The following is a 13,238-nucleotide window of genomic DNA, read 5'->3' as shown; positions in this document are numbered from 1 at the left end:
CAGCGACCTTTTCACGGTCTTTTCACACCGGATACGGCATCCTGTGTGCCAGTGTAACCCCGAGGATCCCCGATGAAGAAACCTATCTGTGCCCTGCTGTTGTTGCTCATGCTGCCATTTGGCATGGCACATGCTGCCGAATTCAAGCTGACCGGCCGCACCACCTGGCAGCTGGGGCAGCTGATGGTCAATGGTCTGCCGTTTGTGATCGACGATCAGACCCGCTTCAAGGATTGGCTCAACGAAGACGATCTGGGGGGGACCTGGGTCGATCTGGAAGGGGTGGTGCTGGACGGTGTGCGCTACGTGCGGGAAGTGGAAGCGATCGACGAAGCGGACGAGATGGAGCTGGAAGGGCCGGTCGAGCGGGGGCGGATCTGGGGTTATACCACCTCGGACAACAGCCTGGCCCCGTTCGAAGGGCGCTGGCTCGAGCTGGAGTGCAAATTCGACGGCATGCGCCTGAGCCGTTGCCGCCAGGACGACTGACACGCCAGCGGAAAATCTCTCCATCCCGGCCCATAGTTAAGGCTCCTCCTGCACTTGACCATGGGCCGCCACATGAAACCCGCCATCCTTCTTCTCCTCTCTCTGCCCTTTTGTACCCAGGCTGCCGAGCGCGAACTCTGGCTGGTGGAACTGGAACACAACGACGGCCTGCGCCTGCAGTTTCAGGGAGCCGAACTCGAACTGGGCAGCGCCCGGCTGGAGGGTATTCGGCAAATATCTGATTTGAGGCCCGGTATGCGTCTCGCCATCTGGAGCCGTGATGGCGTGGCCGAGCAGATTGCTCTGGTGCCGCCCCGGCAGCCGGATGGCTGGCGACGGGCGCAGGCGCCCCTGATCGCACAAGGTGCCGGGACGCTATCGATGGCGGGGCTGGGGGAGGTGGCGTTTGATCATCATACCCGCTGGCTCAATGGTGGCCCCGGTGACCTGCAACCCGGACGCGAGCTGGTGCTGACCCGGGATGAAGCAGGGAGCCTGCAGGAGATCCTGGTCGTCAATCCGGAAGATGAAATCACGGAATAAAACTGGGAAATATCTATTCTCTGTCTTATCCAATAAGTCAGGATATTTAAGAATATATAAAATTGTTAGATTTTATTTCATTTAAAGAGGGCCGCATATAAGTATTTGGTCATTAAAGTGATAGCTCTAATTCAAACGTTTTCGTTATGTTGAGATCATGAAATTAAATATTCCTGCTTGAGTCTAAATAACCTCGACTGATATGGTGGTCTGGCGTGCTGCTTGTTAATAAAAATAACCCTCTCATTCGTGTTGTTCTCCAAAAATAAGGGGTTGCTATGAAAGCACTCAAAATAACAGGCTTGTCATTAATCATTTCCGCCACGCTGGCCGCCCAGGCCGGTGCTGCAGAGCCCATCTATCCTGACCAGCTGCGGTTGTTCTCTCTTGGGGAAGATGTCTGCGGTGCTGATTATCGTCCAATTAACCGGGAAGAAGCACAGAGTGTCCGGAATAATATTGTGGCCATGATGGGGCAGTGGCAAATCAGTGGGTTGGCCAATAACTGGGTTATTCTTGGGCCAGGTTATAACGGTGAAATAAAACCGGGCAAGGCATCGACAACCTGGTGTTATCCCACTCGTCCCGCCACGGCAGAAATACCTGTATTGCCCGCCTTCAATATTCCTGACGGCGATGCAGTGGATGTGCAATGGCGTATGGTTCACGACAGCGCCAATTTCATCAAGCCGGTGAGTTATCTGGCCCACTATCTGGGCTATGCCTGGGTCGGCGGCGATCACAGCCAGTTTGTCGGGGATGACATGGACGTGATCCAGGAGGGGGACGACTGGGTGCTGCGTGGCAACGACGGCGGGAAATGCGACGGCTATCGCTGCAACGAGAAGAGCAGCATCCGGGTCAGCAACTTCGCCTATACCCTGGATCCGGGCAGCTTCAGCCACGGCGACGTGACCCAGTCAGAGCGTACCCTGGTCCACACAGTGGTGGGTTGGGCGACCAACATCAGCGACACGCCACAGTCCGGTTATGACGTGACCCTGAACTACACCACCATGAGCAACTGGTCCAAGACCAACACCTATGGCCTGAGCGAGAAGGTCTCGACCAAGAACAAGTTCAAGTGGCCGCTGGTGGGGGAGACCGAGGTCTCCATCGAGATTGCCGCGAACCAGTCCTGGGCCTCCCAGAATGGAGGGGCCGTCACCACGGCGTTGTCCCAGTCGGTACGTCCGGTCGTGCCCGCCCGCTCCCGGGTACCGGTGAAGATCGAGCTCTACAAGGCGAACATCTCCTATCCCTATGAGTTCAAAGCGGATATGAGCTATGACCTGACCTTCAACGGCTTTCTGCGTTGGGGTGGCAATGCCTGGCATACCCATCCCGAGGATCGTCCGACCCTGAGTCACACCTTCGCCATCGGTCCGTTCAAGGACAAGGCGAGCAGCATCCGTTACCAGTGGGACAAGCGCTACCTCCCTGGCGAGATGAAGTGGTGGGACTGGAACTGGGCCATCCAGCAGAACGGCCTCGCCACCATGCAGGACAGCCTGGCCAGAGTACTGCGCCCGGTTCGCGCCAGCATCACGGGTGACTTCCGCGCCGAGAGCCAGTTCGCCGGCAATATCGAGATCGGCACCCCGGTGCCGCTTGGCAGCGACAGCAAGGTACGCCGTGCCCGCAGCGTGGACGGTGCCAATACCGGGCTCAAGCTGGACATCCCGCTGGATGCCCAGGAGCTTGCCGAACTGGGCTTCGAGAATGTCACGCTCTCGGTGACTCCGGCTCGCAATTAAACAAGCACACGCAACGTAACGACCAGACCGGGCCCAGTGCCCGGTCTTTCTTTTGCACTGGTCGGGCGTGTTAATGGGTTGTACTTTGCAAAACCCCACTTATACTGGCGCCATCTTGTCGGAGTGCTGACCGTCGAACGACGCTAAGCTGAGACCGTTAATTCGGGATCCGTGGAACCTGATCAGGTTAAGACCTGCGAAGGGAAACAAGGGTAACTTGCGGGTTACCGCGCTAGGGCAAACCCTCGCTCATCAGGAGCAGGGCCCCACCCATCAAGGGTTCCGTCCGCGATGGCTACAGGCGCACAGGGGGGAGTTGTCCCGCCGGGCCGTCAGGCCTGCGGATCTGCCGCACAGGGCAGAGGGACGACAGGGCTGGACTGGGAAGAGAAACCCCATCGCCCACTCCCCCGAACACACCCCGCCGCAAGTTCATCTTCTCCTCGAACTCCAGACAAGCAAACACCCATAACTTCAACCAGTTAATGTGAGTTTTGCTATGTCTACCAATGTTTCTGATACCACCAAATCCAGCCGCCGCGAGCAGCGCTCCAGCGCCCAGACCTTTATCGACAACCTCAAGGGGATGGCCCACCCCAACTCCCGCCGCATCTTTATTGAAGGTTCCCGCCCCGACATCCGGGTGCCCCTGCGGGAGATCCAGCTGGCCGACACCTTCGTCGGTGGCACCAAGGAAGCCCCCCAGTTCGAGCCCAACGAACCGGTACCGGTTTACGACACCTCGGGCCTCTATGGGGAAGAGGCTGCCCCCATCGACGTGCGCCGTGGCCTGCCGCGCCTGCGTGAAAACTGGGTGCTTGAGCGCGCTGACACCGAGGCGCTGGAGGGCCTGAGCTCCGTCTTCACCCAGGAGCGCCTGGCCGACGAGGGGCTGGATCACCTGCGCTTCGAGCACCTGCCGAGCGCTCGGCGTGCCAAGCCGGGTCGCCGGGTGACCCAGCTGCACTATGCCCGCGCCGGCATTGTCACCCCCGAGATGGAATTTATCGCCCTGCGCGAGAACATGGGCCGCGAGCGGGTGCGCTCCGAGCTGCTGCGCACCCAGCATCCGGGTCAGGGTTTCGGCGCCAGACTGCCCGAGAACATCACGCCCGAGTTCGTGCGCGATGAAGTGGCCGCCGGCCGTGCCATCATCCCCTGCAACATCAACCACCCGGAAGCCGAGCCCATGATCATCGGCCGCAACTTCCTGGTGAAGATCAACGCCAACATCGGCAACTCGGCGGTCACCTCCAGCATCGAAGAGGAAGTGGAGAAGCTGGTGTGGTCCACCCGTTGGGGCGCCGACACCGTCATGGATCTCTCCACCGGTCGCTACATTCACGAGACCCGCGAGTGGATCCTGCGCAACAGCCCGGTGCCCATCGGTACCGTGCCCATCTACCAGGCGCTGGAGAAGACGGGCGGCATCGCCGAGGATCTCACCTGGGCGCTGTTCCGCGACACCCTGCTGGAGCAGGCCGAGCAGGGGGTGGACTACTTCACCATCCACGCCGGCGTCCTGCTGCGCTTCGTGCCCATGACTGCCAAGCGCCTCACCGGCATCGTCTCCCGCGGCGGCAGCATCATGGCCAAGTGGTGCCTGTCGCACCACAAGGAGAACTTCCTCTACGAGCACTTCCGCGAGATCTGCGAGATCTGCGCCGCCTACGATGTGAGCCTGTCGCTGGGTGACGGTCTGCGTCCGGGCTCTGTCTATGACGCCAACGACGAGGCCCAGTTCGCCGAACTGCGCACCCTGGGCGAGCTCACCAAAATTGCCTGGGAATACGACGTGCAGGTGATGATCGAGGGCCCCGGCCACGTGCCCATGCACATGATCGAGCGCAACATGACCGAGCAGCTGGAGCACTGCCATGAGGCGCCCTTCTACACCCTGGGCCCGCTCACCACCGACATCGCCCCGGGTTACGATCACTTCACCTCCGGTATCGGCGCCGCGCTCATCGGCTGGTACGGCTGCGCCATGCTCTGCTACGTGACCCCCAAGGAACACCTGGGCCTGCCCAACAAGGAAGACGTGAAGCAGGGGCTGATCACTTACAAGATCGCCGCCCACGCCGCTGACCTTGCCAAGGGCCACCCGGGCGCCCAGATCCGCGACAACGCCATGTCCAAGGCGCGCTTCGAGTTCCGCTGGGAGGATCAGTTCAACCTGGCCCTGGATCCCGACACCGCCCGCGCCTACCACGACGAGACCCTGCCTCAGGAGTCCGGCAAGGTGGCCCACTTCTGCTCTATGTGCGGGCCCAAGTTCTGCTCCATGAAGATCACCCAGGACGTGCGCGACTACGCCGCCAAGCTGGAAGCCGTAGAGATCAAGATGGTCGGCATGGATGGCCAGCAGGAGCGGGTCGTCGCCGAGGTGGAGAGCGGCATGGCCCGTAAGGAGACGGAGACCTTCAAGCAGGCCGACGTTGAGAGCGGCATGGCGCGGATGGCGGAAACCTTCAAGGAGACCGGTGGCGAGATCTACCACCAGGCGGCGACCCTGAGGCAGGCCGCAGGGGAGGAGGCGTGAGCAGCGAGCGCGGGGCTGTCAGCCCCGCCGACCTGTCCGCGGTGACGCAGGCCCGTCCCGTGGTCTGGACCATCGCCGGGTCCGACTCCGGCGGCGGGGCCGGCATTCAGGCCGACCTGCACACGATGCACGACCTCGGCGTGCACGGCTGCTCCGTCATCTCCGCCATCACCGCCCAGAACTCGGTGGCGGTGAAGATGGTCGACCCCGTGCTGATGCAGACCTTCACCGCCCAGATCGATGCCCTGGGGCTGGATCTGCCACCGGCTGCCATCAAGGTAGGTCTGCTGCCGACCCGGCTGCACGTGGAAGTGCTGGCCCGCAGGTTGTCGACCGTCGAGGCTCCCTTCGTGGTCTACGATCCGGTGGCCATCGCCAGCACCGGCACCCCCATGGCGGAGCCCGGCATGCTGGTGGCGGTGCGCGAGCACCTGCTGCCGCGCCTCTCCTTGATCACCCCCAACGGCCCCGAGCTGGAAGCCCTGACCGGCCTGCCGGTCAGCAGCCCCGAGCTGGTGCGCCTCGCCGCCCGGCGACTGCGCGAACTCGGCGCCCGTGCCGTGCTGGTCAAGGGGGGGCATCTGGAGTGGGGCGGGGATCTCTGCCTCGACTACTACCAGGATGAGACCCGCGAATTCTGGCTGGCCGCGCCGCGCCTCGATACCCGCCACGGCCACGGCACCGGTTGCTGCTACGCCAGCGCCATCGCCGCCGTGGTGGCGCAGGATTATCCGGTGGAAGACGCCATCACCCTGGCGCGCGCCTACCTGCAACAGGGGTTGGCGGCGGCGCAGGGGGTGGGGGCAGGCCCCGGCCCCATCGCCCATCTCGGCTGGCCAGACAATCTCGCCCACTTCCCCCGCGCCGTGCTGGCGGGGTCAGCCCTCGATCGCCGCTTCGGATTGTATGAGACAAGCTGCGCCCGCCTGCCGCAGGGCCCCTTCGCGCCGACCGAACACAACCTCGGCCTCTATCCGGTGGTCGATTCGGTCAAGTGGCTCAAACGCCTGCTGGGGCAGGGGGTCAAGACGATCCAGCTGCGTATCAAGGACCTGCCCGCCGCTCAGGTGGCACCGGCCATTCGTGATGCGGTCGCGCTCGGTCGCCGTCATGGGGCGCGACTTTTTATCAACGACTACTGGCAGCAGGCCATCGAGGCGGGGGCCTGGGGCGTGCACCTGGGGCAGGAGGACATGGAGACGGCGGATCTCGCCGCCATTCAGGCCGCCGGGCTGCGCCTTGGCATCTCCACCCACGGCTACTTCGAGCTGATGCGCGCCCGCGAGCTGGCCCCCTCCTATATCGCACTCGGCCATATCTTCCCGACCAACACCAAGGCGATGCCTTCGCGCCCCCAGGGGCTGGAGCGGCTGCACCGCTACCGCGCCCTGATGTGCGACTGGCCGACGGTCGCCATCGGCGGCATCAGCGAGGAGCGGGTCGCGGCGGTCAAGGCGAGCGGGGTTGGCAGCATCGCGCTGGTCTCGGCCATCACGGCGAGTGACGACTGGCAGGGGGCGACCGAACGGCTGCTCGCTGCCGTGGGGGCGGGGGATGAGCCACGCTCGGCCACCGTGATGCGGGAGGTGGAACATGCGCTCTGATACCGCGTCTCTCAGTGACCAAGAGTATCTCAGATACGGCCGCCAGCTGATGCTGGGGGAGATCGGGGAAGCCGGTCAGGCGCGGCTGAAAGGCAAATCCGTGCTGATTGTGGGCCTGGGCGGGCTCGGCTCGCCGCTCGCCCTCTATCTCGCTGGGGCCGGTGTGGGCACCCTCTGGCTCGCCGATGGCGACACGGTGGACTCCAGCAACCTGCCGCGCCAGATCCTGTTCGATAGCGAGGCGGTCAACCACTCCAAGGCGGAGCTGGCCCGCGAGCGGTTGGCCGCCCACAACCCGCTGGTGGAGCTGATTGCCATCAATCAGCGCCTCGATGCCGCCAGCCTGCCCGGTTTTGTGGAAGAGGTGGATCTGGTTGTCGACTGCTGTGACAACCTCGCCACCCGCCAGGCCATCAACGCCGCCTGCGTGGCCCAGGGAAAACCCTGGATCTCCGCCGCCGCTGTGGGCTGGCAGGGACAGCTTATGGCACGAGTAAACAGCGATCACGCCTGCTACGCCTGCCTCTATCCGCAGGATACGAAAGTCAGTCAGAGCTGCGAGACCAGCGGCGTCACCGGCCCGCTGGTGGGGGTGATGGGCACCTTGCAGGCGCTGGAGGCACTGAAAGTGTTGCTCGGCCTGCCGAGCCCGGTCGCCGGCACCCTGCGCCGCTTCGATGCGCTGACCCATCAGTGGCAGACCCTCACCCTGGCCCCCGATCCCGATTGCCCGGTTTGCGGGCAGCACAAGGAGATCACCCCATGACCTTGACCATTCGACTCAACGATAAAGCCCAGCCGCTGGCGGCAGGGCAGAGCGTGGCCGACCTGCTGGCCGCCCAGGGCGTCCATCCCCAGGGGGTGGCGGTGGCCCTTAACGGCGCCGTGCTGCCCCGTGGCCGTTGGGCCGAGACCCGTCTCAATGACGGGGACGAACTTCACCTCTTTACCGCCATTGCGGGAGGCTGACATGCTGACCATTGCCGATCACACCTTCTCATCGCGCCTCTTTACCGGCACCGGCAAGTTTGCCCGCCCGGAACTGATGGCCGCCGCCATCGAGGCGAGCGGCTCCCAGCTGGTTACCATGGCCATCAAGCGGCTTGAACCGGGCAAGGCTCACGACGATATCCTGAGCCCCTTGCTGCAACTCGGGGTCAAGCTGCTGCCCAACACCTCCGGCGCCAAGACCGCCGCCGAGGCGGTGTTTGCCGCCCACCTCGCCCGCGAGGCGCTGGGGACGAACTGGCTCAAACTCGAGATCCACCCCGATCCGCGCTACCTGCTGCCCGATCCCATCGAGACGCTGAAAGCCGCCGAGCAGCTGGTGAAAGAGGGTTTTGTGGTGCTGCCCTACTGCGGTGCCGACCCTGTGCTGTGCAAACGGCTCGAAGAGGTAGGCTGCGCCGCCGTGATGCCGCTCGGGGCGCCCATCGGCTCGAACCAGGGACTGGTGACCCGGGAGTTTCTCTCCATCATCGTCGAGCAGGCCAATGTGCCTGTGGTGGTGGACGCGGGGATCGGTGCGCCGAGCCACGCCGCCGCCGCCTTTGAGCTGGGCGCCGACGCCGTGCTGGTCAACACCGCCATTGCCGTCAGCGGCGACCCGGTCGCCATGGGCCGTGCCTTCGCTTTGGCCTGTGAGGCCGGCCGTAGCGCCTATAAGGCGGGCCTGGGGGCGCGCGGCGTGCAGGCCCAGGCCTCCAGCCCGCTGACCGATTTTCTGGGGGCCCTATGAGCGTGCACTTCGACCCCATCGAGGGCGTGAGTTTTCTCGATAGATGGCAGGCGTTGGAGTGGGACGATGTGGGGATGCAGGTACGCGCCAAGACCGCCGCGGACGTGGCGCGGGCGCTTGCCAGTCCGCGCCGCACCCTGGCCGATTTTATGGCGCTGATCTCGCCAGCTGCCGAGGCTTTTTTGCCGCAGATGGCGGCCGAGGCCGAGCGGCTGACCCGCCAGCGTTTTGGCAACACCATCGGCTTCTATGTACCGCTCTATCTGTCGAACCTGTGCGCCAACGACTGCACCTACTGCGGCTTCTCCATGAGCAACCGCCTCAAGCGCAAGACCCTGAGCCTGGAGGAGATCGAGCGCGAGTGCCTCGCCATCAAGGCGCGCGGCTTCGACAGCGTGCTGCTGGTGACCGGCGAGCACGAGCACAAGGTGGGGCTCGCCTATTTTCGCGAAGTGATGCCCATCATCCGCCGTCACTTCAGCACGGTAGCGATGGAGGTGCAGCCCCTCTCCCAGGACGAATACGCCGAGCTGAAAACCCTCGGCCTTGATTCGGTCATGGTCTATCAGGAGACCTACCACGCTCCCACCTACGCCCGCCACCACCTGCGCGGCAACAAGCAGGACATCGCATGGCGACTCGCCACGCCGGACCGACTGGGCCGTGCCGGCATCGACAAGATAGGGCTGGGGGCGCTGATCGGTCTCTCCTCGGACTGGCGTGCCGACAGCTATTTTGTCGCCGAGCACCTCGCCTGGCTCGAGCGCCACCACTGGCAGAGCCGCTATTCGCTTTCGTTCCCGCGCCTGCGCCCCTGTACCGGGGGGCTGGAGCCTGCCGTGGTCATGTCGGATCGCCAGCTGGCCCAGCTTGTCTGCGCCTGGCGCCTCTTCTCGCCCACGCTGGATTTGTCGCTCTCCACCCGCGAGTCGGCCACCTTTCGCAACGGCGCCGTGCGCCTTGGCATCACCCAGATGTCGGCCGAGTCGCGCACCCAGCCGGGGGGCTATGCCGAGGGGGATGCAGAGGAGCTGGAGCAGTTCGCCATCCACGACGACAGACCGGTGGGGGACGTGGCCGCCGCCGTGCGCCAGGCGGGGTTGCAGCCGGTGTTCAAGGACTGGGAACCGTTTTTGGGCCGATAGGGACGGCCAGGCCCCCCTCTTTGCCAGTGGCTCCCGGGCGTCCAGCCAGACTCCGTGCCTGTGGAGAGCAGGCACGACTGCGCCGTGCAATCGTAGGGTCGATTAGCCGTCAGGCGTAATCGTCCGCTTTGCATTTTTTGGGGATGGTAGACGGCTCGGCTACACCGAGCAGGACGCGAGGCCGCCGGCCTCGAAGGGATTTCGCCCGCCCTTCGGGCCGGGGCGAGTGACTTTGGAAAGACCCAAAGTCACCAAAGGTCTTCTCCCCCGCTTATTCGCCCGACTTCGTCGGGGCCCTTCGTCTCACCCACTTGTCCGACGGCACGCGCCGACGGGCCATCCATGGCCCAGCGCCGCTCGCTCGACATCCTGTCTCGCGGCCTGGACAAGCGTGCTCGCCTCTGCGAATAAGAGGGGGAACCAAAACCGTGCCCACCATTCAGACTTGGCCTAGTGGGTTTATGTCACTAGTAGACACTCAGCTTCTGGTCTTGGCCGTATCGATCAGACGCCTGTTAATCGTGTCTCGCCATGCCGCCAGTCTCGCTATGTCTTGCTCAAGTTCATCAGGCTCTGGGATTGGGAGCCTTCCAACAATTGTTGCGGCATCGTGCTCGAACTTGGAGCACTTAGACATTCCTGCATCAACTTCCCGGTAGTCATCATCGGTCACAACGACAGACTTAAGGCGCTGTGTTGACACACCTTCACCGAACCGCTGGACCGCGCCGTTCAGCAACACCTCCTCGACACACCTCTCCCAAGCCAGGCGTAGCCGGCCGTAGCAAAATGCAGTCAGACGACGATGTTCATCTTCATCCCCATCCTTTTGCGCTCTACGAACCTCCACGAGTTCTTGCCGGAGCCTTGCCAGACGATCTTTGGTGCCCACCACGTCAAACGGCAGATCCTGCGAGTGCACACCATATCCTTGGGCTGTTCTGCGAATGTAGTTCTTGCTCAGCATTGACCCAAGTTCTTCGATCTTCTGCTCCAAGATGCAGAGGAAGTAGATGTCGTGGGTGAAGACGATCACCTGCCGGGTGAGTGACTCAAGGGCTAAACGATACGCCACCTCCCAACGGCGCCTGTGATCGAGTGATGACACTGGATCATCAAACACAATCCCGCCACGTCCTTTGCCAAGCTTTATCTCTGCCAGGAAGGATGCGATGGCAATCGCTCGCTGCTCCCCCTCACTGAGGATGGCGGCAGGCGAACCTCCACCAGGCAATTGAAGGACCAGCTTGAATTGGGTCTTTCCCCCTGGAGACTCTGGCTTCATTACGACCTGAAGTTGATGCACCTTGAGTAGTTTGAGTTCATCGTTGAGAGCGTCCGCCAGCTCCTTGCTGGCCGTTGTCCGCGAAAGCTCGGTAGACTTTCTGGAGATTGCTCGCGTATCCAAACCATCAATACACGCCTGAAGCTTACGGCAGGTCTCATGCTTGGTGATTGCCTCTAAGACAGCGGTCTTGACTTCCCCCAGGCGCACCCGTGCATCAAGCTCTCGCTTCTCAGCCATCATATCAGCCCGAACTTTCTCATCGGCCGTGGCTTCCAAAGCCTTGGCCTGTTCCTGTAGACCTTCAATTATGCTTACCAACCCCGGTCGAGGGTCATTCGGCAGTGCCAAAATCTCTTCCCATGAGAGCTCGGTCGCCGCTGCCTGCAACACCAATTGATGACGGGTATTCAGGCACTTCTGCATCGTCGAGCATCCTGCAGCGAGCTCAGGAGCAATCTCCGTCAACTCTTCCACCAAACCATCACGGAATATGATGTCCAAGGCCGCTTTCTTGATCACTTTGTAGGCCGTTGCTGCTACCTCGCGCGCCTCGGCCGCAGCTTTTTCAGCTGCCTGCTTGATAAACGTGTCAAACTGCACCAGACGCGCAGCCCCATCCTGTCCAAGCATGTTTTGACAGAGGGGGCATGCAGAGTCTTTGGGAAGCACCGGGAATTCATGGTCTGGGTGGCTTACTTTGGCAAAAGTTCGGGCTGCTTCAAACAGCGTTTTCCATTCTTCATTTCCAGTACCAGCAAGTTGACCCGGAGTTTGTTTGAACTCGGTTGCCGCTAGGTCTGCGGCAGCTTTGGCCGATTTTGCTTTATCAATAAGCCCTTTAAGCTGTGTGACCTTTTCATCGTCGATCAGTGTTATCGCGGCGGTAATCCGATCCTTCAACCCCGTAAGGCGCGCTGCCTTCTGATGAGTCGCCTGGGCTTTTTGCTTAGGATCAGCCTCTGCGAGGGTTTTGGTCAGCAGGGCCCGCCGATCCAGCTCGGCTTGGTTAAGCGTGGCCAAATTCTCAATGTGCTCTGGTTTTGTCTGGATCGGGATACCAAGTAGTGCTGTGGCGACCGCAGTCTGCTCTCTCATCAGCACGGCATACGCTGCGTCACTTGGAGCATTCGCAGCCTTCTCTTGCGTAGCCCGCGCCTTGAGCTTGGTACAGGCACCGACTAGCCCCTCCAAGATGTCCAGCCCATATGGGGTGTAAGCAAAGTCCCCGTGGTTATCGATGTAAGCTCGGGCGCAGTGGGTATCGAAGATTGAGATATCCGAAAGTGGTTCAGGCGCTATCACACCGTACTGCCAAGGAAGGTCAATCGCTGTGCCATCGATTACAACCTCGAACACAGCCTGAGCGGGGCCAACGTCCTTGGGGTCTAGTTTGGCGTTGGGTAGGATGGGCTCGCGCCGATCTCTCGCGCGACACGCGTGTTTGAATATTCTGGAGTATCCCGACTTCCCGGCTCCGTTTTCCCCGTAGATGACGGTTAGACCAGCTAAAGCGATCGGGACGCTCCCGCCGTTCGCCAATGCATTGACGTTCACAAGCCCCTTGATCGCGGCTAACTGAACTACTCGGGCTGGATCGGCAGGCGGAGCAACCTGTGTGTCTTGAAGCTTCTTGGATATCCGGCCATCTGGATCTGGAATCCCCACTTCTGCCTTGGCCAATGCATAGAGGTCTTCCAGATCCGCAGTACTAAGTGAGCGGTCTTGGTAGAGCCTAGCAATAGCATCTTGCTGCCAAGCAGCGAGTCCCTTGGACCACGCATAGATCTCTTGAATAATGCTCATCAATTTGCACCTTGTTGCTCACATCTGCTTTTTCAGAAAATTACCGCCATACCCCAGTGGTATATCCGGCAGTTCGCCAAGAATGGAATAATCCTATTCCCGGTAGAAGGGGCGGGCCTGGAAACTGGTGTGGCTGATGGAGGTCAGTTGCATCTGGCTCAGTTCCAGATGAAGAGTGATCACAATGACTAGGTGGTACTGGATGGTCAAGGTGGATGGTGGGGGATTGTCGGCGATCTCGCACTATTCCTGTCTATTTGATGTGCGGCCTGCTGGCTTCTCATATTTCAATGCTCACTCTCGGATACCGGTGCGGGTTATCTGGGCCA

10 protein-coding genes and 1 riboswitch are annotated in these 13,238 nt (G+C 61.8%); of the genes, 9 read left to right on the top strand and 1 reads right to left on the bottom strand.

The annotated features are described in order from the left end of the window. Positions 1-72 precede the first annotated feature (72 nt). The 9 genes from MRK42_RS19135 (at position 73) to thiH (ending at position 9,818) form a co-directional block, all read left to right on the top strand. Complete coding sequence (locus MRK42_RS19135; RefSeq protein ID WP_042025109.1) at positions 73-489, top strand: hypothetical protein; 417 nt, start codon at positions 73-75, stop codon at positions 487-489. A 72-nt stretch (positions 490-561) separates the two neighbouring features. Beyond that, on the top strand, positions 562-1,032 hold the full coding sequence (locus MRK42_RS19130; RefSeq protein WP_268855584.1) for a hypothetical protein: 471 nt from the start codon (positions 562-564) through the stop codon (positions 1,030-1,032). Positions 1,033-1,310: 278 nt separating this feature from the next. Next, entirely contained in the window at positions 1,311-2,789 is a 1,479-nt protein-coding gene (locus MRK42_RS19125; protein ID WP_354688538.1) for an aerolysin family beta-barrel pore-forming toxin, read from the top strand. Between the two features lie 109 nt (positions 2,790-2,898). After that, positions 2,899-3,012, top strand: a riboswitch (TPP riboswitch). 276 nt (positions 3,013-3,288) lie between these two features. After that, positions 3,289-5,331 (top strand): phosphomethylpyrimidine synthase ThiC, encoded by a 2,043-nt coding sequence (gene thiC / locus MRK42_RS19120; RefSeq protein ID WP_354688537.1) that lies wholly within the window; start codon positions 3,289-3,291, stop codon positions 5,329-5,331. Further along, positions 5,328-6,935 (top strand): thiamine phosphate synthase, encoded by a 1,608-nt coding sequence (gene thiE, locus MRK42_RS19115; RefSeq protein ID WP_354688536.1) that lies wholly within the window; start codon positions 5,328-5,330, stop codon positions 6,933-6,935. Before thiC ends, thiE begins: the two co-directional genes overlap by 4 nt. Continuing rightward, entirely contained in the window at positions 6,925-7,701 is a 777-nt protein-coding gene (locus tag MRK42_RS19110; RefSeq protein WP_354688535.1) for a HesA/MoeB/ThiF family protein, read from the top strand. The genes thiE and MRK42_RS19110 overlap by 11 nt, the downstream gene beginning before the upstream one ends. Continuing rightward, complete coding sequence (gene thiS / locus MRK42_RS19105; RefSeq protein WP_139409386.1) at positions 7,698-7,904, top strand: sulfur carrier protein ThiS; 207 nt, start codon at positions 7,698-7,700, stop codon at positions 7,902-7,904. Before MRK42_RS19110 ends, thiS begins: the two co-directional genes overlap by 4 nt. Before the next feature lies 1 nt (position 7,905). Continuing rightward, positions 7,906-8,673, top strand: coding sequence for a thiazole synthase (locus MRK42_RS19100; RefSeq protein ID WP_216973736.1), 768 nt, complete (start codon positions 7,906-7,908; stop codon positions 8,671-8,673). Then, positions 8,670-9,818: a 2-iminoacetate synthase ThiH gene (gene thiH, locus MRK42_RS19095; protein ID WP_354688534.1), complete on the top strand. Its 1,149-nt coding sequence runs from the start codon at positions 8,670-8,672 to the stop codon at positions 9,816-9,818. The genes MRK42_RS19100 and thiH overlap by 4 nt, the downstream gene beginning before the upstream one ends. 478 nt (positions 9,819-10,296) lie before the next feature. On the opposite strand, the gene MRK42_RS19090 is transcribed toward thiH, so the two are convergent. Continuing rightward, on the bottom strand, positions 10,297-12,909 hold the full coding sequence (locus MRK42_RS19090) for an AAA family ATPase (protein WP_268855590.1): 2,613 nt from the start codon (positions 12,907-12,909) through the stop codon (positions 10,297-10,299). Positions 12,910-13,238: the final 329 nt, after the last annotated feature.

This window comes from Aeromonas sp. 19NY04SH05-1 (genome assembly GCF_040581895.1).
In the GTDB taxonomy this organism is placed as follows: domain Bacteria; phylum Pseudomonadota; class Gammaproteobacteria; order Enterobacterales; family Aeromonadaceae; genus Aeromonas; species Aeromonas enteropelogenes.
Note: the sequence above shows the minus strand (reverse complement) of the source record. Positions and strands in the feature narration are given on the sequence as shown.

Coding starts and splice junctions, on each gene's coding strand:
- MRK42_RS19130 (WP_268855584.1), top strand. CDS start 562: ATGAAACCCGCCATCCTTCTTCTCCTCTCTCTGCCCTTTTGTACCCAG.
- thiH (WP_354688534.1), top strand. CDS start 8,670: ATGAGCGTGCACTTCGACCCCATCGAGGGCGTGAGTTTTCTCGATAGA.
- MRK42_RS19110 (WP_354688535.1), top strand. CDS start 6,925: ATGCGCTCTGATACCGCGTCTCTCAGTGACCAAGAGTATCTCAGATAC.
- MRK42_RS19135 (WP_042025109.1), top strand. CDS start 73: ATGAAGAAACCTATCTGTGCCCTGCTGTTGTTGCTCATGCTGCCATTT.
- thiC (WP_354688537.1), top strand. CDS start 3,289: ATGTCTACCAATGTTTCTGATACCACCAAATCCAGCCGCCGCGAGCAG.
- MRK42_RS19090 (WP_268855590.1), bottom strand. CDS start 12,909: ATGAGCATTATTCAAGAGATCTATGCGTGGTCCAAGGGACTCGCTGCT.
- thiS (WP_139409386.1), top strand. CDS start 7,698: ATGACCTTGACCATTCGACTCAACGATAAAGCCCAGCCGCTGGCGGCA.
- MRK42_RS19125 (WP_354688538.1), top strand. CDS start 1,311: ATGAAAGCACTCAAAATAACAGGCTTGTCATTAATCATTTCCGCCACG.
- MRK42_RS19100 (WP_216973736.1), top strand. CDS start 7,906: ATGCTGACCATTGCCGATCACACCTTCTCATCGCGCCTCTTTACCGGC.